The 20,527-nt window shown below is 71.1% G+C and carries 20 protein-coding genes and 1 pseudogene; 13 read left to right on the top strand and 8 right to left on the bottom strand.

The window, feature by feature from the left end:
- The first annotated feature begins 240 nt into the window (after positions 1-240).
- Together VED21_RS05485 and VED21_RS05480 are read left to right on the top strand one after the other, a co-directional pair.
- Positions 241-1,266, top strand: a complete 1,026-nt coding sequence (locus tag VED21_RS05485) for a transglycosylase SLT domain-containing protein (protein WP_324881313.1) — start codon at positions 241-243, stop codon at positions 1,264-1,266.
- Positions 1,267-1,322: 56 nt separating this feature from the next.
- The gene (locus VED21_RS05480; protein ID WP_324881312.1) at positions 1,323-2,243 is read left to right on the top strand and encodes a DMT family transporter; all 921 of its coding nucleotides are present in this window, start codon (positions 1,323-1,325) and stop codon (positions 2,241-2,243) included.
- A 1-nt stretch (position 2,244) separates the two neighbouring features.
- Here the strand turns inward: VED21_RS05480 and VED21_RS05475 are convergent, their stop codons facing one another.
- Entirely contained in the window at positions 2,245-3,708 is a 1,464-nt protein-coding gene (locus VED21_RS05475; protein WP_324881311.1) for a cache domain-containing protein, read from the bottom strand.
- A 209-nt stretch (positions 3,709-3,917) separates the two neighbouring features.
- Between VED21_RS05475 and VED21_RS05470 the strand changes: the two genes are divergently transcribed.
- The 9 genes from VED21_RS05470 to recG all read left to right on the top strand — a co-directional run bounded on the left by VED21_RS05470 (position 3,918) and on the right by recG (position 13,743).
- Complete coding sequence (locus tag VED21_RS05470) at positions 3,918-4,466, top strand: acireductone dioxygenase (protein WP_324881310.1); 549 nt, start codon at positions 3,918-3,920, stop codon at positions 4,464-4,466.
- A gap of 108 nt (positions 4,467-4,574) precedes the next feature.
- Positions 4,575-5,420, top strand: a complete 846-nt coding sequence (locus VED21_RS05465) for a hemerythrin domain-containing protein (RefSeq protein WP_324881309.1) — start codon at positions 4,575-4,577, stop codon at positions 5,418-5,420.
- Between the two features lie 32 nt (positions 5,421-5,452).
- Positions 5,453-5,863 carry a 6,7-dimethyl-8-ribityllumazine synthase gene (locus VED21_RS05460; RefSeq protein ID WP_324881308.1) on the top strand — a complete coding sequence of 137 codons (411 nt, stop codon included), beginning with the start codon at positions 5,453-5,455 and terminating at the stop codon, positions 5,861-5,863.
- Positions 5,864-6,279: 416 nt separating this feature from the next.
- Positions 6,280-7,539: a type III PLP-dependent enzyme gene (locus tag VED21_RS05455; protein ID WP_324881307.1), complete on the top strand. Its 1,260-nt coding sequence runs from the start codon at positions 6,280-6,282 to the stop codon at positions 7,537-7,539.
- 202 nt (positions 7,540-7,741) lie between these two features.
- Positions 7,742-9,160: a homospermidine synthase gene (locus VED21_RS05450; RefSeq protein ID WP_324881306.1), complete on the top strand. Its 1,419-nt coding sequence runs from the start codon at positions 7,742-7,744 to the stop codon at positions 9,158-9,160.
- Between the two features lie 129 nt (positions 9,161-9,289).
- Positions 9,290-9,553, top strand: a complete 264-nt coding sequence (locus tag VED21_RS05445) for a hypothetical protein (protein ID WP_324881305.1) — start codon at positions 9,290-9,292, stop codon at positions 9,551-9,553.
- A 406-nt stretch (positions 9,554-9,959) separates the two neighbouring features.
- Positions 9,960-10,781: a hypothetical protein gene (locus tag VED21_RS05440; protein WP_324881304.1), complete on the top strand. Its 822-nt coding sequence runs from the start codon at positions 9,960-9,962 to the stop codon at positions 10,779-10,781.
- Between the two features lie 113 nt (positions 10,782-10,894).
- The gene (locus VED21_RS05435) at positions 10,895-11,410 is read left to right on the top strand and encodes a septal ring lytic transglycosylase RlpA family protein (protein ID WP_324881303.1); all 516 of its coding nucleotides are present in this window, start codon (positions 10,895-10,897) and stop codon (positions 11,408-11,410) included.
- A 251-nt stretch (positions 11,411-11,661) separates the two neighbouring features.
- Entirely contained in the window at positions 11,662-13,743 is a 2,082-nt protein-coding gene (recG, locus tag VED21_RS05430) for an ATP-dependent DNA helicase RecG (protein ID WP_324881302.1), read from the top strand.
- A 46-nt stretch (positions 13,744-13,789) separates the two neighbouring features.
- Here recG and VED21_RS05425 read toward each other — a convergent pair whose 3' ends face one another.
- The 4 genes and pseudogenes from VED21_RS05425 to VED21_RS05415 form a co-directional block, all read right to left on the bottom strand.
- A complete protein-coding gene (locus VED21_RS05425) occupies positions 13,790-14,107 on the bottom strand; it encodes a helix-turn-helix domain-containing protein (RefSeq protein WP_414638155.1) in 318 nt (105 codons plus the stop codon).
- A pseudogene (locus VED21_RS38955) lies at positions 14,098-14,194 on the bottom strand (helix-turn-helix domain-containing protein); the annotation flags it as partial. The pseudogene VED21_RS38955 and the gene VED21_RS05425, both read right to left, overlap by 10 nt.
- A 247-nt stretch (positions 14,195-14,441) precedes the next feature.
- Positions 14,442-16,208, bottom strand: a complete 1,767-nt coding sequence (locus tag VED21_RS05420; RefSeq protein ID WP_324881300.1) for a monovalent cation:proton antiporter-2 (CPA2) family protein — start codon at positions 16,206-16,208, stop codon at positions 14,442-14,444.
- Positions 16,208-16,906, bottom strand: coding sequence for a Crp/Fnr family transcriptional regulator (locus tag VED21_RS05415; protein WP_324881299.1), 699 nt, complete (start codon positions 16,904-16,906; stop codon positions 16,208-16,210). Before VED21_RS05415 ends, VED21_RS05420 begins: the two co-directional genes overlap by 1 nt.
- 140 nt (positions 16,907-17,046) lie before the next feature.
- Here VED21_RS05415 and VED21_RS05410 point away from each other — a divergent pair, with 140 nt between their 5' ends.
- Complete coding sequence (locus tag VED21_RS05410) at positions 17,047-17,439, top strand: hypothetical protein (protein WP_324881298.1); 393 nt, start codon at positions 17,047-17,049, stop codon at positions 17,437-17,439.
- Here the strand turns inward: VED21_RS05410 and VED21_RS05405 are convergent.
- Entirely contained in the window at positions 17,411-17,929 is a 519-nt protein-coding gene (locus VED21_RS05405; protein ID WP_324881297.1) for an isoprenylcysteine carboxyl methyltransferase family protein, read from the bottom strand. The two genes, VED21_RS05410 and VED21_RS05405, sit on opposite strands and share 29 nt — an antisense overlap.
- A 2-nt stretch (positions 17,930-17,931) precedes the next feature.
- Entirely contained in the window at positions 17,932-18,981 is a 1,050-nt protein-coding gene (locus VED21_RS05400) for a type III polyketide synthase (protein WP_324881296.1), read from the bottom strand.
- A 149-nt stretch (positions 18,982-19,130) separates the two neighbouring features.
- On the opposite strand from VED21_RS05400, the gene VED21_RS05395 reads away from it, so the two are divergent.
- A complete protein-coding gene (locus VED21_RS05395) occupies positions 19,131-19,850 on the top strand; it encodes a DUF502 domain-containing protein (protein WP_324881295.1) in 720 nt (239 codons plus the stop codon).
- A gap of 74 nt (positions 19,851-19,924) precedes the next feature.
- Here the strand turns inward: VED21_RS05395 and VED21_RS05390 are convergent, their stop codons facing one another.
- Complete coding sequence (locus tag VED21_RS05390; RefSeq protein WP_324881294.1) at positions 19,925-20,482, bottom strand: ISAs1 family transposase; 558 nt, start codon at positions 20,480-20,482, stop codon at positions 19,925-19,927.
- Positions 20,483-20,527 lie beyond the last annotated feature (45 nt).

Raw genomic sequence — 20,527 nt, 5'->3', positions numbered from 1 at the left:
GCGTGGTGGATTTGATCGCGGACAAACATCCGGACGCGTGCATTGCCGCCGAACAGGGCAGACGAACCGCAATCTTTTCCCATGAATGTCCATAAAATGTTCCGCCCTGAAAGTCTTCGCGACAGGGAAGAGGCGGAAATGTGACGAACAAGGGGTGTTGTCGCTTGACTTCACCCCCTTGTTGCTCGCAATAAACGGGTACGCCTATCGATCGTATGCCGTCAGCACGGACGACCCATAGTGGCAATTCAAAACGTTCCGGCCGTTCCGGCCAAGACCGCCCGGACGGCGTATGCCGCCGCCGTGGCGCTGTTCATCGGCCTGTCGCTCGCCGGCTGCGCCACGCAGCAGCCCACCGAGGTGGCCGCCGTCCCGGACCGGGGCGCAACACCCATCGACCCCTCCGATCCGCTCGGCCGCTGGGTGCCGCACATCCGCGAGGCGTCGGAGCGTTTCGACGTTCCCGAACGCTGGATCCGCGCGGTGATGATGCGCGAGAGCCACGGGCGGCACATGGTCAACGGCCGCGTGCTGACCAGCAAGGCCGGCGCCATCGGCCTGATGCAGGTCATGCCCGGCACCTACGAGCTGATGCGCGCACAATACGGCCTGGGCTCCGACCCGACCGACGTGCGCGACAACATCATGGCCGGCACCGCCTACATCCGCGAGATGTACGACCTGTTTGGCGCGCCGGGCTTCCTGGCCGCCTACAACTGCGGCCCGGCCTGCTACGCCAACGTTCTGGCGCGCAAGCAGAAGCTGCCCGGCGAGACGCGCTCCTATCTGGCGGCGCTGACCCCGCAGATCCGCGGGCACGAGCCGCAGCAGCCGTCCGCCTCCTCCGGCGCCGTCGCCATCGAGGTGGCGGTCCTGCCGAAGGACGCCCCGAAGCCCGCCCCGGCCGCTCCCGCCGCCGTTCCCGCCCCGGCGCAGCCGGAGGTGGTCGTGGCGCAGAAGCCGGCCGCTCCGGTTCAAGTGGCCCCCGTGCAGATCGCCAAGGCGCCGCCGCGCAGCGACAAGCCGGCCCCGGCTCCCGCACCGGTGCAGGTCGCCAAGGCCGAGCCGAAGCCGCAGATGCAGCTGGCCAAGGCCGGCAAGCCCCAGGGGCCGGCCCCCGCCACCCGCCTGGAGGTGGCGGAGGCGCTGCTGCCCGCCGGCGTCGACCGCGACCGCGTGCAGATCCGCTTCATCTCCCAGCGCAGCGATGGCTGCGGCAGCCTGAAGGGCAAGGACAGCGTCTGCGTCTCGCTGGAACGCTTCTGATCCGGTAGCGCAAGAACCGGGTGGCATCGGAGGGCGGGCGGCGGCATCGTCGGGGCATGACGAACGCCGCACCGCGCATGGGAGGGCTGGAATGGCTCCTCCTCATCCTCCTCTCCGTCCTGTGGGGCGGGTCCTTCTTCCTGGGCAAGGTGGCGCTGGCCGAACTGCCGCCGTTCACGATCGTGCTCGGCCGCGTCGGGCTGGCGGCGGCCGCACTGCTGCTGGCCGTCCGCGTCTCCGGGCTGCGCATGCCGGCACGACCGCGTGACTGGCTGCCATACTTCGCCCTGGGCCTGCTGAACAACTTCATTCCGTTCAGCCTCATCATGTGGGGCCAGACGCAGATCGCCAGCGGCCTCGCCGCCATCCTCAACGCCACCACGCCGCTGTTCACCGTGCTGCTCGCGCACGTCCTGACGCGGGACGAGCGGATGACGGCGAACCGCCTGTCCGGCGTGCTGGTGGGCTTGGCGGGCATCGTCGTGATGATCGGGCCGGCGGCTCTGGGCGGGCTGGGGCGCGACGTGGCCGGGCAGGTGGCGATTCTGGGCGCCGCGACCTCCTACGCCCTGGCCGGCATCTACGGCCGGCGCTTCCGCGGCACGCCGCCGCTGGTCACCGCCGCCGGGCAGGTGTCGGCGTCGACGGTCATGATGCTGCCCGTCGTGCTGCTGGTCGACCGCCCGTGGCTGAACCCGGCGCCGGGTGCCGTGACGCTGGGCGCGGTGGCGGCGCTGGCGCTGCTCGGCACGGCGGTGGCCTACATCCTGTACTTCCGCATCCTGGCGACGGCGGGCGCGACCAACGCGGTGCTGGTGACCTTCCTGGTGCCGGTCAGCGCCATGCTGCTGGGCATGGGCATCCTGGGCGAGGTGATCGAACCCCGGCAGTTCCTGGGCATGGCGCTGATCGGCCTGGGCTTGGCGGCCATCGACGGGCGCCCCGTCCGCGCCCTGCGCCCGCGCCCGGCGCCATAGGCTACGCCCCGCCCACCGCGTCGGCGGCAAGCTCCGGCGTGTCGGCTGCGGTCACGGGGCAGCGCGCGATGCAGGAGGCGCCGGTGATCGCACCGTTCTCGCGGATGGGCGACAGCGTCAGTTCCACCGCCAGCCGGCTGCCGTCCTTGCGCTGGCGCTCGGTCTCCAGGTTGTCGACGATGCCGCCTTCGGCGACGGCGACCAGCATGTCCATGAAGTCCGTTCGCCGGTCGGCCGGCACGATCAGGTCGGCCGCGGGCTTGCCCACCGCCTCGGCCGGCTTGAAGCCGTACAGGCGCTCCGCCCCCCGGTTCCAGTGCGTGACGATGCCGTCCAGCGTGATGGCGACGATGGCGTCGCCCGCACTTTGCACCAGCGCCGCCAGATGGGGGGCGGCGTCGTCCAGGCGCTGGCGCTCGCGGGTCTGGCGGCGCAGGCCCTCCAGTGCCGCGGCCATGGTGCCGAACTCGTCGCCGCGCCCGCGGCCGGGCATCGCCGCCGAGGCGTCGCCGCCGGTCAGGCGGTGCACCGCGTCGGTCAGCCGGCGCAGCGGGCGCCCGACCCGGCGCGCGAGCACCACCGCCGCCACCGCCGCCAGCCCCACCGCCATGGCGAAGCCCAGCAGTGCCTCGACCCAGGCCTGCGTGCGCCGCTGCAGGTAGCGCGTGCCGTCCATGCTGATCTCGGCCACGGCGATGGTCTTGCCGGCGTAGTCGCGCACCGGCCCGGTCAGCACCGCCTTGGGCTGTTCCGGGGTGGCCGGCGCGGTCACGACGGCGCCGTTCTGCGCCTGCGACAGCGCGGCGTAGGTGGCGAGCGTGGCCGCGTTGCCGGCCACGCGCCGGTGTCCGCCGTCGTCGCCGCGCACGTGCAGCAGGATGTCGGCGCCCAGGCGCTGCCTGAAGCCGGCGACGAACCGGTCGCCGACGTCGATGCCGAACTCGACCGTGCCCAGGAAGCGGTTGTCGCGCGACACCGGCTGCACCGCGCGGATGGTCGGGCCGACGCTTCCCGCCTCCACGCCCTGCGCCGGCCGCCGGGTGCGGTTCGCCTCGATCACGGTCAGGCGGAAGCCGGCGAGGTCGTCGCTGTGGTCCGGCCGGTGCAGCCGCAGGAACGAGATGGCCGGCGGCGTGTGGAACTGCATCTGCGTCACGCCGGTCTGCTCGGCCAGGGCCTTGAAGCCGGGCTCCAGCAGGGCGCGCAGCCGCTCGCGGTCGCTGGCGGCGAAGGCGTCCTGCACCTCCCGCAGGCTTGCGGTCTGGAGCGCCAGCGCCCGCGCCGTCTGCATCTCCGTGTCGATCTGGGCGCGCATGGCGGTGTAGTGGTCGCGCAGCGCCAGATCCTGCGCCTGGGCGAGCAGCGCGTCGGTGCGGTCCAGGTGCCAGAGCATCAGGCCGCCGGACACGACGGCCGCCAGTCCGGCGAAGCTGGCCAGCAGGCGGGAGCGCAGGGAGATGGCCATGACGGGCGCCGTTCGGGTTGGCAGGCGAATGTTACAGATTTGAAAGATAATCGAGCTTTGCTGGCAACGCCAGCGACAACGCGCGGCTGCGACGATCCGCCGGCCGGAAAAGCTGCGGCACGATGTACCGCGCGCGCCGATCGGAAATAGAATATCCATACGCCGCGTGCAACCCGCCGGTCGCCGCAAGGTGCCGTGAAGAGGACGACATGACCGCCCTGACCGTCTACTGGGACACCGACGCCGCCGTGCCGGAGCTGTCCAGCCGCGACTGGCTGGTGGTGTCCGCGCACCTCGCCCACGCCGGCATCCTGTTCGAGCGCTGGGCGGTCGAGCCGCAGCTTCCCGCCGACGCGGACGCGGCGCGCGTGCTCGCGGCCTATGCCGCGCCGATCGCGCGCCTGAAGGCCAGCCGCGGTTTCCGGTGCGCCGACGTGGTCCGCGTGGCGCCGGACACGCCGGGCGTGGACGACCTGCGGCGGAAATTCCTGTCCGAGCACACCCACACCGAGGACGAGGCGCGCTTCTTCGTCGAGGGCGGCGGCTGCTTCTGGCTGCACCTGGAGGACAAGGTCTTCCGCGTCGCGTGCGAGCGCGGCGACATGATCAGCATCCCGGCCGGCACGCGGCACTGGTTCGACATGGGGAATCCCCCGTCGTTCACCGCCGTGCGCCTGTTCACCCGCCCCGACGGCTGGGTGGCCGACTACACCGGCGACGCCATCGCCGGCCGCTTTCCGCGCCACGAACCGGCCTGAGCCGGCCAAGGCCGAGTTGATTCGCCGCACCCCCGCCCGATTGCCCGCCCGGTCACGGGATTGGTACAACTCATAAGCGCACGCATGCAGTATTCTGCCGATGCGCGGATGAAGACGCCGCCGAACGGCACGCCGCAGGGGGAGGCCATGAACGTCGACCATCACCCGGTGCCCGAGACCGGCAACCGCTTCATCGACGGCACGCACGCGGCGCTGGTGCGCCGCATCGGCCAGATCCGCGAACGCTGCGACGGCGGCGCCCCGCGCGAGCAGATCGCCCCCGTCCTCGACGCCCTCACCGCCGACCTGCACGCCCATTTCGCCTGCGAGGAGCTGATCATCCGCGCGCTGGGCCACGACGGCTGGGAGGAGCACGCCGAACAGCACGAGTTGCTGAACACGCAGGTCGGCCGCCTTGTCGCCTATGTGCGCGAGTGCGACGTGTCGCGGGATTTTCTGTCCACCGTGGCCGGCACGCTCGACACCGTGCTGTGCCGGCACGAAACCCGCTACGACGGCTCCTACGCCGCCCTGCTGAAGGCGGCGGCGCCCGGCGCCGGGCGCGACCTGATCGCCTGGGGTGCCGAGCACGAGACCGGCATCCCCACCATCGACCAGCAGCACCGCGGGCTCGTCGGCATGCTGAACGACCTGCACCGCGCCGCCGCCGCCGGGCTGGCGCCGGCCGATGCGCTCCGCCGCGTCGACGGGCTGCGCGACCACGTTCACGCCCATTTCGGGATGGAGGAGGGTGTGGTGCGCGCCATGGCCCCCGGCCGCTTCCTCCAGCACCGCGCCCACCACGCCGTCATGGCCCAGCAGTTCGAGGGCATCCGCGCGGAAATCGCCGACGGGACGCTCGACGTCGGGGTGGCGGTGCGGGACTTCTTGCGCTTTTGGCTGATGGACCACATCCTCGGCTGCGACCGTCCGCTGCTGTGCGGCGCGCACTGACGGTTCATCGACTGAAAAGGGAGAGGGCAGGGGTGGCGAACATCGGGATCGTGCTCGGCAAGTTCCATACGGCCGAGGTCACGGAGATGCTGGAGGAGGCGCGCGCCGTCGCGCGCAAACGGGGCCTGTCGATCGCGCCGGACGGCGAGGCGTGGGTGCCCGGCTCCATGGAGAAGCCGCTGGCGGTGAAGCGCCTGCTGATGCGCGCGGACGTCGACGCCGTGGTGGCGCTGGGCATCATCGAGCGCGGCGAGACCGAGCACGGATCGGTCATGGGCCACGCGGTGATCAAGAGCCTGATCGACCTGCAGCTGGAATTCATGAAGCCGGTGGGTGTCGGAATCCTGGGGCCGGGGATCAACCCGTCGCAGATCCCGCCGCGCATCCGCCCCTATGCCGCGGCGGCCGTCGACGCGGTCGCGGACATGCTGGCAACGCGTTGATCGGCCACGGGGAATGCGCCCCCGGCCGGGGGCGCGTTCAGCCCAAAAAATTCACTTGCATCTGCGGCGAAAGCGCGTATTTGAATGCGCACGACGCACTCGCACGTGCCTATGGCCCACTGTGGTTATGCAACGACGTACCGCGTCCTTTTTGGCAGAGCCGGTCATCAGTGGGCCGGTCCCGAGAGGGAGCACAGTATGTTGTCCAGTCGCCACGGCAGGGCCAGTAAACGGTAGCCCTCAGCCGGACATCGACGCCTTGAACGCCCGGAGCTGTTGAGCCCGGCCGCGCGCACGACTCCGGCCCACCCGTCGTTCCCCGCCACCTTGGTTCTGGTCTGCCCGCGCCGATGCGCGGCACCGGGCCGAAGTCCGCATATGGGCCCCCTCGCCGGGGCCCGGAACAGGAGTGCGCCATGGGCTACGCCCGCTCCCGATCCGCCGTCGCGCCTCTGCGCCGCGGCCTCGCCGCCGCCGGTCCGCGTCCCGCCGGCCCCCGTCCGTCCGTCCTCCAGGCCACGGCGCTGCACCGGCCGGAGGAGCCGATGCTCTGCGTCCGCCCCGGCGTGCTGGCCGAGACGGCCCGCTCCTTCGTCGCCGCCTTCGGCGCGGCGGTGGGCGGCGACGTGCTGTACGCCGTGAAGTGCAATCCCGACACCACGGTGCTGCGCGCGCTGTGGGCCGGCGGGGTGCGCCACTTCGACGTCGCCTCGCCGGGCGAGATCCGCCTGATCCGCCAGATGTTCCCGGACGCCGTGCTGCACTACATGCACCCGGTCAAGGGCCGCCAGGCGATCCGCGCGGCGTACGAGCAGTACGGCGTGCGCGACTTCGTCCTCGATTCCATGGAGGAGCTGGAGAAGATCCGGCAGGAGACCGGCGATGCCGCCGATCTCGGCCTCGTGGTGCGGCTGGCGCTGCCGAAGGGCAACGCGGTCTACGACCTGTCCGGCAAGTTCGGCGCCCCGGCCGCGGAGGCGGTGGCCCTGCTGCGCGCCGCCCGCGCGGTGGCGCCCAAGTTGGGCGTCAGCTTCCACGTCGGTTCGCAGATGCTGGACCCGGCGGCGTACGAGCGCGCCATCGCGCTGGCCGGCGCGGTGATCGCCGAGGCGGGCGTGGCCATCGACGTGCTGGACGTCGGCGGCGGCTTCCCGGTGTCCTACCCGGGCGTCACGCCGCCGCCGCTGGGCGACTTCATGGCCGCCATCGCGCGCGGCATCGCCACGCTGGACCTGCCCGCGCACTGCCGCATCTGGTGCGAGCCGGGGCGCGCGCTGGTGGCGCCGGGCGTGTCGCTGGTGGTGCGGATCACCAAGCGGCGCGGCGATGAGCTGTACATCACCGACGGCGTCTACGGCAGCCTGTCGGATGCCGGCGTACCGGGCTTCCGTTTCCCGGCGCGCCTGCTGCGCCCGTTCGAGCCGATGTCGGAGGCGCCGGTCGCGGCCTTCGCCTTCTACGGCCCGACGTGCGACAGTGCCGACCGGATGAACGGCCCGTTCCTCCTGCCCTCCGACGCCAGGGAGGGGGATTGGATCGAGCTGGGCCAGCTCGGCGCCTACGGGTCCTGCCTGCGCACGGCCTTCAACGGCTTCGAGCAGGCGCGGGTGGTCGAGGTGGCGGATCCCCCGCTGCTGGAGACGCCCGGATACGATCTCGCCGCCAGCGCAGCCTGAACGGGCTCGCTGGTTATTCCGCAACTCTGTTAGAAAGGACGACCGTCCCCCCGACCCGACAAACCCGCCCCCCTCCCAGGGGCGGGGACAAATCTTGGGATCACAGGGTGTGGCAGCTCCTCTCGCCGTTTCGGGGGAGGGGTGGGCCGGGGGGATGCCCGAAGACAGACAGCAGCACATCAAGCCTCGGGAGCACCCGTCTATGCCCTACAACCAGAAGCACTGCACCTTCTCCGGCCGCATGGTCATCGTCGGCTTCGGCTCGATCGGCCAGGGGGTCCTGCCGCTCATCTTCCGCCACATCGGCGTGGGCGCGGAGCAGATCACCATCATCACCGCGGAAGAGCGCGGGCACGCGGAAGCCGACGAATACAACGTCCGCTTCATGAACCTGCCGCTGACCAAGGACAATTACGTCCAGGTGCTGACGCCGCTTCTGGGCAAGGGCGACTTCCTCGTCAACCTGTCGGTGGACGTGTCGTCGGTCGCGCTGTTCGAGTTCTGCCACAAGGTGGGGGCGCTCTACCTCGACACCTGCATCGAGCCCTGGGCGGGCGGCTACACCGATTCGAGCCTGTCGCCCAGCTTGCGCTCCAACTACGCGCTGCGCGAATCGGCGCTGGCGCACAAGGCGGAGTTCGCCGGCGGGCCGACGGCGGTGCTGACGCACGGCGCCAACCCGGGTCTGGTGACGCACTTCATCAAGCAGGCGCTGCTGGACATCGCCCGCGACACCGGCGCGGACGCCGCCGTGCCGAAGGACCGCGCGGGCTGGGCCAAGCTGGCCATGGACCTGGGCGTGAAGGTCATCCACGTGGCCGAGCGCGACACCCAGGTGTCGAACCAGCCGAAGAAGGTGGGCGAGTTCGTCAACACTTGGTCCATCGACGGCTTCGTCGGCGAGGGCTGCCAGCCGGCCGAACTGGGCTGGGGCAGCCACGAGAAGGCGCTGCCGCCCGACGGCCGCCGGCACGAGTTCGGCTGCGACGCCGCCATCTACCTGATGCGCCCCGGCGCCTCGACCCGCGTGCGCACCTGGACGCCGCTGGAAGGTCCCTTCCACGGCTTCCTGATCACGCACAGCGAGGCCATCTCGACGGCCGACTACTACACGGTGAACGATGGCGGCACCGTCGCCTACCGCCCGACCGTGCACTACGCCTACCACCCGTGCGACGACGCGGTGAAGTCGGTGCACGAGCTGGCCGGCAAGAACTGGCACATGCAGCCGTCCAAGCGCCTGATGATGGACGAGATCGTCAGCGGCACCGACGAGCTGGGCGTGCTGCTGATGGGGCATAAGAAAGGCGTCTACTGGTACGGCTCGCGCCTGACGATCGACGAGGCCCGCAAGATCATCCCGTACAACAACGCCACGTCTCTGCAGGTGACCGTGGCGGTGCTGGCCGGCATCGTCTGGGCGATCGAGAACCCGACGCAGGGCGTGGTCGAGCCGGAGGAGATGGACTTCCAGCGCGTGCTGGAGGTTTGCCGCCCGTACCTGGGCGAGGTGGTCGGCGCCTACGGCGGCTGGACGCCGCTGGAGGATCGCGGCCGCCTGTTCCCGGAGGACGTGGACACCGACGACCCGTGGCAGTTCAAGAACTTCCGCGTCGTGTGACATCGCGCTCCCATGGCGCTTAGAATGATGGCGCCCCCGAACGGGGGCGCCATTTTTCGTCGATTGGTTTGCTAAGGGCCGCGCCCCACGTTCCATGGTGGGCCGGTAACGGACAGAAGGATCTCGAACATGTCGGACCTCCACAAACGAGCCATGGAAGCGGTGCTGCAGGCCGCCGACCAGGACATCGCGGTCACGCTCAAGGAACTGGACGTCAAGGACCGCTACAGCGAGGAAGCCGACGAGGCGGTCTACGACGTCGCCATCACGCACGCGTACCGGATCTTCATGCGCATCTGCGAGAAGCAGGGCCTGACGGTGGACGCCGGCCTGTTCGCCGACCTCGCCGGCGAGTTGGCCGAGGAGGTCGCGCAGGACGGCGACCAGGATTGACGGCGAAACCCCCTCCCCCGGCCCCGCCGGGGGAGGGAGGGGCCCGCCGAAGGCGGGAGGGTGGGGGCTAGGCGCTGCGGGACGACAGACGCCTTTGAGCCCGGACCTCCGCCGCCCCGAAAAACTTTGCCCCCACCCTCCCATGCTGCGCATGGGTCCCTCCCTCCCCCGCCGGGGGCGAGGGAGGGGCTAGGGGCACGTAGGTTGGGTTGAGGCCAAAGCCGAAAACCCAACATCGGGAGCAGGCAAGAACCATCAAGCAGCCTCCCGCGCCTTTAAATATTTGTACACCATTCAAGTAACGTTCGCGGATTTCAAAAATGAAATCCGCTCTCCCGTTGCCATCTCTTCTTGTCCCATGGGATAATGCCCGCCGTTAGGGGACCTTTTTTGGGAGATCCGGGGGATGAAGACGATCGCTGCCGTGTTCGGCGGGCTGTTGATGGCCACCGTTTCGGGAACGGCGCTGGCGCAAGTGCATGTCGAGAAGTTCGATGCCAACTCCGAATGGGATTGGGAAGGCGAACTGAAGTTCGAGAACGGGCGCATGTCGCTGTGCACCATCAAGTCGCCGTACGAAGACAAATCCGTCCTGATGTTCATGCTCGACCGTGACCGCGACTTCATGATGGGCATCGTCGCGCCGGACTGGAAGCTGAAGAAGGACACCAAGCAGCCGATCAAGTACTGGGTCGACAAGAAGGCGAAGAACAGCGGTACGGCGATCGTCGTCGACAAGACCGCCATCATCGTCGACCTGCCGGAGAGCGATACGCTCTACGAACAGCTGCGCATGGGCGACAAGCTGAACTTCGACTTCGATGACGAGGAGTTCTGGTACGGCCTGAACGGCACGAAGAAGGCGCTGGACGCGCTGTGGTCCTGCGTCGACCGTGGTCTGGCGACCGAGGCGATGGCCGCCAAGCTGGCCCCGAAGGCCCCGGCCGCGGCGGCTCCGGCTGCCGCTCCGGCACCCGCCGCGCCGCCTCCGGCTCCGGCACCCGCTCCGGCCCCGGCTGCCGCACCGGCTCCGGCCCCCGCACCGGCTCCGGCTCCGGCTCCTGCGGCAGCGCCGGCTCCGGCACCCGCGCCGGTCGCCGCTCCTGAACCTGCTCCCGCCGCTGCTCCGGCCCCGGCACCCGCACCGGCTCCCGCCGCCGCTCCGGAGCCGGCTCCGGCTCCTGCGCCCGCGCCGGCTCCCGCACCGGCCCCGGCTCCGAAGCCGTAAACCGACCGACGGCAGGGCGGGGTGCGATGCATCCCGCCCGTGCCGGTCGGCGGCGTGCCGGGGAACCCGGGGTCGCACTGTCTGTTCCTCCCTCGCCGAAGGAGGAATGAGACATGACGACACGAAGGATTGTGCTTGCGGTCGCTTGTGCGCTTCTCGCCGCGCCGGCGCTGGCCGACCAGCCGAAAAGCCCGAAGCTGAACGTCGAGCAGGAGGGCGGCGAGCCGGTGATCGTCCACGAGGGCGAAGCGTCGTTCTACGGCGACAAGTTCCACGGCCGCAAGACCGCCACGGGCGAGCGGTTCGACCAGAACGCGCCGACGGCCGCCTCGAAGGAACTGCCGCTGGGCAGCAAGGCCACGGTGACCAACCAGGAAACCGGCCAGAGCACCGACGTCACCATCAACGACCGCGGCCCCTACGTGAAGGGGCGTGTGATCGACCTGTCGAAGAAGGCGGCCGAGGACATCGGCATCACCAAGGAGGACGGCCTCGCCCCCGTCCGCGTCGAGGCCAAGCCCTCCGACCAGCCCTCGGCCGAGGCCAAGGAGAAGGTCGAGGACAAGGCCGAACAGCTCTCCGGCAGCAGCAACGGGAAGGACAAGCCGGGCTCCGGCTCCGGACGGTGAGCGGAGCGGGACGGCGGGCACGCGTTGACGGGGCGTCCTTGCTCAGGCATAAATTCCTCATGGCGGGCGGTGTGCCGCTCACGGAATTGAGGGACGTGCCGGAATGCAACACCCCTGGAAATCCGTTGCATCCGGTTGCATTGGGTTGCATTCGCGGCGGCGCCGTCGGGGGCGCATACCCCTCTTGACGCGCCGTCGCCGGCACGGGATTGAATGGGGCCGTCCCGTCCCGCGACCCCCGAGGCCGTCCGTTGCGCCCCGCCGTCCTGTTCCCCCTGTTCCGCCCGCTGTCGAGCCTGCCCGGCCTTGGCCCCAAGCTCGCCAAGCTGGCCGAGAAGCTGGCCGGCCCGCACGTGGTGGACCTGCTCTGGCACCTGCCCAGCGGCGTCATCGACCGCCGCTTCTCGCCCAAGATCGCCGAGGCGCCGAACGACCGCGTCGCCACTCTGACCGTGCGCGTCGACGGCCACGTCCCGCCGATCAACCCGCGCCATCCCTACAAGGTGCGCTGCACCGACGAGACCGGCGTGCTGGAGCTGGTCTACTTCCACGCCCGCGGCGAATGGCTGCAGAAGCAGCTCCCCGTCGGCACGACCGTGGTCGTCAGCGGCCGGGTGGAGTGGTTCCACGAAACCCTCCAGATGCCGCACCCCGACGCCGTCACCACGGTGGACGCCCGCGACGAGATCGAGCCGGTCGAGCCCGTCTACCCGATGACCGCCGGCCTGCCCGCCAAGACGCTGCGCAAGGCCATCCGCGCTGCCGTTTCCGACGTGCCGGAGCTGCCGGAATGGCAGGACGCCGCGTGGCTCGCCCGCCAGGGCTGGCCCACGTGGCACGACGCCATCCGCCGCGCCCACCACCCGGACGACGAGGCCGACCTCGCCGCGACCAACGCCAACCGCAAGCGCCTCGCCTTCGACGAGCTGCTGGCCAACCAGCTGGCCCTGGCGCTGGTCCGCCTGCACCAGCGCAGCCTTGCCGGCCGCGCGGTTGCCGGCGACGGCACCTTGCGCGCCAAGGTCACGGCGGCGCTGCCGTTCCAGCTGACCCCCTCGCAGCGGACGTCCCTGGCCGAGATCTACGAGGACATGGCCGCCGAGCGCCGTATGCTGCGCCTGCTCCAGGGCGACGTCGGCAGCGGCAAGACGGTGGTGGCGCTCCTGGCCATGCTGAACGCCGTGGAGGCCGGCAAGCAGGCCGCCCTGATGGCCCCCACCGAGATCCTGGCCCGCCAGCACGCCGAGAGTCTGGCGCCCCTGTGCGACGCCGCCGGCGTGCCGCTTGCCCTGCTGACCGGCCGCGACAAGGGCAAGGCGCGGCAGATGGTGCTGGACCGCTTGGCGTCGGGCGAACTGCCCCTCCTGGTCGGCACCCACGCCCTGTTCCAGGAGGACGTGGCCTTCAAGGATCTGGCGCTGGCGGTGATCGACGAGCAGCACCGCTTCGGCGTGCACCAGCGCCTGCAGCTCTCGGCCAAGGGGCGGGCGGTGGACGTGCTGGTGATGACCGCCACGCCGATCCCGCGCACGCTGACGCTGACCGCCTACGGCGACATGGACGTCTCCCGCCTGACCGAGAAGCCGGCCGGGCGCAAGCCGGTGCAGACCGTCACCGTGGCACTCGACCGGCTGGAGGAGGTGGCGGCCGGCATCCGCCGCAAGGTGGCCGAAGGTGCTCGCGCCTATTGGGTCTGCCCCCTGGTGGACGAGTCCGAACAGCTCGACCTCGCCGCCGCCACGGAGCGGCACGCCTTCCTGCGCGCCACCTTCGGCGACCGCGTCGGGCTGGTGCACGGCAAGATGCGCGGCCCCGACAAGGACGCGGTGATGACCGCCTTCGCCGAGGGCCGCCTGGACGTGCTGGTCGCCACCACGGTGATCGAGGTGGGCGTCAACGTGCCCGAGGCCACAGTCATGGTGGTGGAGCACGCCGAGCGCTTCGGCCTTGCCCAGCTGCACCAGCTGCGCGGCCGGGTGGGGCGGGGCGACAAGCCCTCCACCTGCCTGCTGCTGTTCGACCCGCACCTGACGGAGACGGCGCGCGCCCGCCTTAAGACCATCCGCGACACCGAGGACGGCTTCGTCATCGCCGAGGAGGACCTGCGCCTGCGCGGTGCCGGCGAGGTGCTGGGCACACGTCAGTCCGGCCTGCCGGAATTCCGCCTTGCCGATCTGGCCGTGCACGGCGACCTGCTGGCCGTGGCCCGCGACGACGCCCGCCTGATCGTCGACCGCGACCCCGACCTCGCCACCCCGCGCGGGCAGGCGCTGCGCACGCTGCTCTACCTGTTCGAACGCGACGCGGCGGCGAAGACGCTGCGGTCGGGGTGACGAACGAACAGCCAATGCTGCGCGGCGAACACCAGTGGAGTGCCCCCTAAACTGGGACAGTGAAACGTGTCACAGGTCTCATAGGAAGGAGAGCTGATCCCATTTTTTGGAAGGCGGCCTGGGCCTTGGCGTCGGACTGCGGGTGGCGGGGCCGCATCTTCTGCTTCGACAACTCCAGCCGCCGCACGATGCGCGACAGGCTGGCCGGATGCAGCGTCTTGGCGCAGCGCTCGGCGATCACCTCGCACAGGATCGGCAGGGTCCATTCCACGCAGCCGTGCCGCTTCGGATCGGGACCAGCGAGGATGATGGCCTTGAGCGTCGCCTGCTCGCCCTCGATCAGCCATTCCGGCCGGCCGGGCAGAGGGCGGTCGTAGAGCCCGGCCACGCCTTCGGCGTTGTAGCGCATCACGGCATCGCGCAGCGCTTGGCGGTCCATGCCGGCCAGCCGCCCCTTGCCCTCCCGACGCGCCAGGGCGCGCAACTCGCTGGCGCTCAGGTCTTTCCGGATCGGCAACGCTGCTGGCACGCGCTTCTCCCCATCATGGACAGGGAATCGAATCACGGATCGCTGGCCTTGGGAATCCCCCTCAGTGAGTCAGCGCCTCCGCTCGCCGGTATGACACCTTCTTTGTCTCATCCCAGGGATGCACTCCAGCATGATGTGGCATCCGGTTGCATTTACCCCGCCGGCCGCCCTACCGGCGGGGGTCGTTGAGGTCGTCCAGGTCGAAGGGGGCGGGGCCGGGGGGCGGGCGCGGGGCGGGGCGGGCGGGGATCATGTCGCCCAGGCGCGCGTAGGCCTGGTGGCGGAACAGGTCCAGCAGGTGCGTCACCTCGTCGGACGGCTTGCCGATGCCGCGCAGGACGGTGCCGCCCAGCTGCAGGCTGGCCTCCACCACCTCGGGCACCACGACGGTGGCGCCGGCCTTTTCCAGCTTCTCGCTGTGGCTGCCGTCCCTGGCCCGCACCACGATGGTCAGGTCCGGGCGCTGGCGGCGCAGGGCCAGGACGGCGCGCTCGGCGGCGCTGGGGTGGTCCAGCGTCACCACGGCGGCACGGGCGCGGGCGGCCCCGGCGGCGCGGAGCACGTCGGGGCGGGCGGCGTCGCCGTAATAGACGGGCAGCTCGCGCGCCCGGCCCTCGGCCACGCGCTTGGGCTCCAGGTCCAGGGCGACCCAGCCCACGCCGTTGGCCTCCAGCAGGCGGGCCAGGGTCTGGCCGACACGGCCGAAGCCGGCGATCAGCACGTGGCCCTGCAGGTCGCCGGTCTCCTCGCGCATCTGCTGGAGGGATTCGGTGGGCGGCGCGGTCAGCGCCTGCCCCAGGCGGCGGGCGCCGGCCATCAGGAAGGGCGTGGCGGCCATGGACAGCGCCACAACGGCCAGCAGAAGCTGCGCGGTGTCGGCCGGCAGCACGCCCTGGTCGCGGGCGAGGTCGAACAGGACGAAGGCGAACTCGCCGCCCTGGCTCAGGGTCAGGCCGATCTGCACCGACAGGCTGGGCACCATGCCGAACAGCCGGCACAGCACGGCCAGCACCGCCGCCTTCACCGCCACCAGCGCGGCCAGCAGGGCCAGCACCAGCCACCAGTCGCGAATGACCAGCGACAAATCGATGGTCATGCCGACGGTCATGAAGAACAGCGCCAGCAGGGTGCCGCGGAACGGCTCGATGTCGGCCTCGACCTGGTGGCGATACTCGGTCTCGGCGATGACGAGGCCGGCCAGGAAGGCGCCCAGCGCCATGGACAGGCCGGCCTGCTCGGTGATCCACCCCACGCCCAGCACGATCAGCAGGGTGACGCCGGTGAACAGCTCCGGGCTGCGGGCGGCGGCCACGGTGCGCAGGGCCGGGCGCAGGACGAGGCGGCCGAGGACGACGATGGCCAGCAGCGCCGCCACCGCCTTGACCGCCGCCAGGGCCAGCGCCGCCCCCACCTCCGTCTGGTACGAACCCAGCAGCGGCACCAGCGTCAGCAGCGGCACGACGGCGAGGTCCTGCATCAGCAGCACGGCGAAGGTTACGCGGCCGTGGCGAGCGGTCAGCTCGTTGCGCTCCAGCAGGATCTGGATGACGATGGCGGTGGACGACAGGGCGAGGCCGCCGGCCGCCACCAGCGCCGCCGGGCTGTCCAGCCCCAGCGCCAGCCCGGCCCCCCACAGCGCCGCGGCGGTGACGGTGACCTGCAGCGTGCCCAGGCCGAAGACCAGCCGGCGCATCACCGTCAGGCGCTCGATCGACAGCTCCAGCCCGATGGCGAACAGCAGGAAGACGACGCCGAAGTGGGCCAGCGTTGCCGCGTCGTCCGGCGATCCGATGATGCCCAGCGCGTGCGGGCCGATGATCACCCCGGCCACGAGGTAGCCCAGCACCGGGCTGGACTTCAGCCGCTGGAACAGCGGCACCACCAGCACCGCCGCCAGCAGGATGATCAGAACGTCTTGAAGCGCCGTGGCGTGCATCAGGCGCGGACCTCGGCGACCAGCGCCTCCAGCCGGGACAGGTCGCGGATGACCAGGGCGTCGGCCGTGCGCTCGACGATGCCGTCGCGGGCAAGGTCGTTCAGCACGCGGGCCACCGTCTCTCGCGTCGTGCTGACGCGGGCGCCGAGGTCGCCGTGCACGGGGATGGGGCGCAGGACCGCCGTGCCGTCCGGCCGGCGGTTGCGCCGGGCGAGGCGCAGCAGCTCCGCATGCACGCGGTTGTTGGCGCCGAGCGTGCTCAGCTCCATGACGCGCTCGGTGGCGCGCCGGGCGATGCCGGACAGGCGGCGCATGACGGCCAGCGCCACCTGCGGGTCGCCGGTCGCCACCTCCAGGAAGGTTTTGGCGCCCAGGAAGGCGATCAGCGTGCCGTCTTCCAGCGCCTCCACGGCCGCCGAGCGCGGCTGGCCGTCGACGGCCGCCATTTCGCCCACCGTGCCGCCGGCGCCGATGTCGTCGAAGCTGATCTCCCGGCCGGAGGCGGAGTGGCTGACCACCCGCACCGTCCCCTCCACGATGAAGCACACGTCGCGGCTGTCGGCGTGCTGGTCCAGGATCTGTTCGCCGGCCGAGAAATGGCGCCAGCGGCACTGGCGCGCCAGCTCGGCGCGGCGCTGGGGCGGCAGCGGCTTCAGCAGCTCGATGCGGTCGAGCGTGGCGTGGACGGCCTCGGTCACCGGCCTCAGTCTCCCTGGGGATGGGTTGATCGCCATCGTTCTTACCACCAATGCGCGCTGTGACCAAAGGGCGGCGCTAACCTCCCCTTAACCGGCCGGGCCGGAAAACCAAAGGGCACGCGACACCGGAGACCGGACCCATGCTGACCACCACCATCCCGACCGCCGCCCGCATCGATACCCAGCGCCTGCTGTCGGTGGTGGCCATCCCCTTCGCCGCCGCACTCGCCATGGCGACCGCCGTCGCCGCCACCGGCGGCTCCGTCGATCGCATCGCCGAGGCCGGCGGGGCGACGCCCTTCCTGCTGAACTTCGTGAAGTTCTGCTACCTCGCCGTCAGCATGGCCCACCTCTCCGGCGCGCTGGCGGAGCGGATGAACGGCGGCCTGCCCGCCGGCCTGTGGCTGGACGAGGTGGACGGCGCCGACCCGGCCCCCGCCGGGGCCGACGCCTTCTGGCACGCCTTCCCCAACCACGTGGACGGGGCGGCGATCGCCATGATGGTCACGCTGCTCTGCTGGCTGCTGGGCTGACGCGCGGGGCCAAGGCGGTCTCCTCCACGCGGATGCGGTGCCAGGTCAGCGGCACGTTCAGCAGCGAGAAGGCCACCGCCAGCCACACCTCCCCGAGGGCCAGGGGCAGCACCGCCAGCTCCCCCGCCACGATCAGGTAGTTCGGGTGCCGCACCCACCGGTACGGCCCCCGCCGCACCAGCGGCGCCCCCGGCAGGGTCAGGATGCGCGTCGTCCAGAACCGCCCCAGCGACGCGATGACCCACACCCGCCCCGCCTGCAAGGCAACGAAAAGGGCCAGCAGCCACGGGTCGACCGCCGCGCCGGCCGGCGTCAGCACGAACAGGCTGGCCAGCCAGCCGCCGTGCAGCAGGACGAACAGCGGGTAGTGCCCCGCCCCCTCCTCCCGCGCCCCCTCGGCCTTCAGCCGCCGGGTGTTGCGCGCGGCCAGGACCAGTTCCCCCAGCCGCTGCAGCGCCACTAGCAGGACGATGACCTGCGGCCAGCCCATCCCTACACCTCCAGCAGCAGGAAACCGGCGGTGAACCCCGGCCCCAGCGCGCTCATCAACTGAAGCCCCGCGGCCCCGGCCGCCAGCCGCCGCCCCAGCACGAACATCACGCTGGCCGCCGACATGTTGCCGCAGTCCCGCAGGACCGCCCAGGCGTCCGCCAGCCCCTCGCCCGCCGGCGCCATGGCCTCCTCGATGGCGTGCAGGACCTTGGCCCCGCCGGGATGGCAGACCAACCCGGCAAGGTCGCCCACAGCCACCCCATGCCGCGCCAGGAAGGCGTCGGCGACGCCCCGCATGCGGGTGCGGATCAGCTCCGGGATGTCCTGCGCGAAGACCACGCCCAGCCCGTCGTCCTCGACCCGCCACCCCATGACCCGCCGCGTGCCGGGCCAGGTGTGCTCCCCGCTGCCCAGGATCGCCGGCCCGCCCCCGGCCTCGTCCATCCGCACCACGGCGGCGGCGGCGCCGTCGGCGAACAGCGCGCTGGCCACCACGTTGGTCGGCGTTGCCTCCCCGCTGCGGAAGGCCAGCGTGCACAGCTCGACCACCAGGAACAGGACGGTGGCCCCCGGCATGGCCTGCGCCAGCGCCGCGGCGCGCGCCAGCCCCAGCACGCCACCGGCACAGCCCAAGCCGAACACCGGCAGCCGCACCGTGTCGGGGCGAAAGCCCATGCGCTCCAGCAGCAGGGCGTCCAGGCTGGGCGTGGCGATGCCGGTGGTGGAGGCGCAGACGATGGCGTCCACCGCGTCCGGCTGCAGCCCGGCGCGCGCCAGCGCCTGCCCGGCCGCGTCCTCCAGCAGGGCCAGCGCGCCGGCCTCGTAGGCGGCGGCGCGCTCGGCCCAGCCGCGCGGCTGCAGGTACCAGTCGATGGGCATCACCGCGTGGCGCGTGTCGATGCCGGTGTTGGGGAAGACGGGCGCCAGCCGGTCGAAGTCGCGCATGCGCCCACCGAACACGGCGCGGGCGGCGGCCAGCGTGTCGTCCTGGGTGAGCCGGTGCGGCGGCAGCGCCGTCGCTACCGCGCGCAGTCGGGGAAATCGGGTCATCACCCCTAATCTGTGGCGCATCATGACAGCCGCCATTCCCCCTGATGGGCGATGCGACGCCTGGACTATGCCACGCGGCAATGATGCCGGTTGAGCGCCCCGCCGTCCTGTATCACTATGGAGCGCATATATTTTTCCGGGGATTGCCGGTGACGACGACCGAAGAGCACGACGCCGACGACACGCCCCCGCCCCACCCGCGTCCGCCGCGGCAGGGCATCGGCCTGATGGCGCGGCTGCGCGCCTATTTCCTGGCCGGCGTGCTGGTGACGGCGCCGACGGCCATCACCGTCTATCTGGCGTGGTGGATCATCTCGTGGATCGACGGCTGGGTGCGCCCGCTGATCCCCGCCGCCTACAACCCGGAGCAGTTCCTGCCCTTCACCATCCCCGGCATCGGGCTGGTCGTGGTGATCATCGTGCTGACGCTGGTCGGCGCCTTCGCCGCCGGATACGTCGGGCGGCTGGTGCTGCGCATCGGCGAGGGGGCGTTCGCCCGCATGCCGGTGGTGCGCAGCGTCTACAGCGCGGTCAAGCAGATCATGGAGACGGTGCTCGCCAACAAGTCGAGCGCGTTCCGCGAGGTCGTGATGATCGAGTACCCGCGCAAGGGCCTATGGTCCCTGGGGTTCATCACCGGCCCGGCGCACCCGGAGGTGCAGCGCACCAACCCGGAGGAGATGGTCAACGTCTTCATCCCCTGCGCGCCGCCCACCGCCGGCTACATGGTGTTCGTGGCGCGGCGGGAGCTGACCGTGCTGGACATGACGGTGGAGGACGGGCTGAAGCTGGTCGTCTCCGCTGGCATCGTCAGCCCGCCCGACCGCAAGCCGCGCGAGGTGCCGGTGGCGGAGAGAATGAGGGCGTAGCGATGTTCAGTAGCGCACAGCAGTGGGTTCGGACGCCGTTCCATCGAACGAAAGGGTTGCCCGTACCATGAGGGCTATCGCATGTAAGCAAAGAGTTCAAAGAAGAATTCTTCGCTTGTCATGGCCCTGAACACTTCAGGCTCATTGACCGGTCCAACGGGTGCGCCCGCAAGATGTTCCGAGCCAACCGCCGTCAAGCCCGGCAAGGTGGCGGGGCGGACCAGGGACGTGGCCGGGATCACGCTCGCCTGGCGCCATTCGCTGCGGCCATGCCCACGCTCCTCGCAGCTGTAGGACGGCACCGCCGTGCCGACCTGGGCGAGGGCCTGTTCGGCCGCGGCGTGCAGCGGCCCGTTGTTGGCTTTCAGGGCCAGCGCGTAGTGCGCCTTGGCCTCCAGCACCGCTTCGGCCATCTTGGGATGGCAATGCAGGGCGTCCGCCGTCACCGTGCAGCCCTTGAGCACCAAGCCGCGCAGCACCGCCAGCGTCGCCGCCACCGCGTTGCCGCCCGGCGCCCGGGCCTGCGTCAGGGTCATCCGCGCTTGGCTGTCCCACACGCTGACCACCAGCGGCGGCACGCGCCGTCCTTGCCTCCCCGCGCCGGGGCGTGCAGGATGCGGGCGATGTGTCAACGCACCCCTGTCCCTGGCGGGACCAGGGGCTTTTGGTGTCGATGG

Source organism: Azospirillum sp., assembly GCF_035627195.1.
GTDB lineage: Bacteria > Pseudomonadota > Alphaproteobacteria > Azospirillales > Azospirillaceae > Azospirillum.
This window is presented reverse-complemented; position numbering and strand designations above follow the sequence as displayed.

Bases quoted from the DNA above. Each gene is read 5' to 3' on its own strand.
- VED21_RS05480 (WP_324881312.1), top strand. From the start codon at position 1,323: ATGACGAACGCCGCACCGCGCATGGGAGGGCTGGAATGGCTCCTCCTC.
- VED21_RS05475 (WP_324881311.1), bottom strand. From the start codon at position 3,708: ATGGCCATCTCCCTGCGCTCCCGCCTGCTGGCCAGCTTCGCCGGACTG.
- VED21_RS05470 (WP_324881310.1), top strand. From the start codon at position 3,918: ATGACCGCCCTGACCGTCTACTGGGACACCGACGCCGCCGTGCCGGAG.
- VED21_RS05465 (WP_324881309.1), top strand. From the start codon at position 4,575: ATGAAGACGCCGCCGAACGGCACGCCGCAGGGGGAGGCCATGAACGTC.
- VED21_RS05455 (WP_324881307.1), top strand. From the start codon at position 6,280: ATGGGCTACGCCCGCTCCCGATCCGCCGTCGCGCCTCTGCGCCGCGGC.
- VED21_RS05450 (WP_324881306.1), top strand. From the start codon at position 7,742: ATGCCCTACAACCAGAAGCACTGCACCTTCTCCGGCCGCATGGTCATC.
- VED21_RS05445 (WP_324881305.1), top strand. From the start codon at position 9,290: ATGTCGGACCTCCACAAACGAGCCATGGAAGCGGTGCTGCAGGCCGCC.
- VED21_RS05440 (WP_324881304.1), top strand. From the start codon at position 9,960: ATGAAGACGATCGCTGCCGTGTTCGGCGGGCTGTTGATGGCCACCGTT.
- VED21_RS05435 (WP_324881303.1), top strand. From the start codon at position 10,895: ATGACGACACGAAGGATTGTGCTTGCGGTCGCTTGTGCGCTTCTCGCC.
- VED21_RS05420 (WP_324881300.1), bottom strand. From the start codon at position 16,208: ATGCACGCCACGGCGCTTCAAGACGTTCTGATCATCCTGCTGGCGGCG.
- VED21_RS05410 (WP_324881298.1), top strand. From the start codon at position 17,047: ATGCTGACCACCACCATCCCGACCGCCGCCCGCATCGATACCCAGCGC.
- VED21_RS05405 (WP_324881297.1), bottom strand. From the start codon at position 17,929: ATGGGCTGGCCGCAGGTCATCGTCCTGCTAGTGGCGCTGCAGCGGCTG.
- VED21_RS05400 (WP_324881296.1), bottom strand. From the start codon at position 18,981: ATGACCCGATTTCCCCGACTGCGCGCGGTAGCGACGGCGCTGCCGCCG.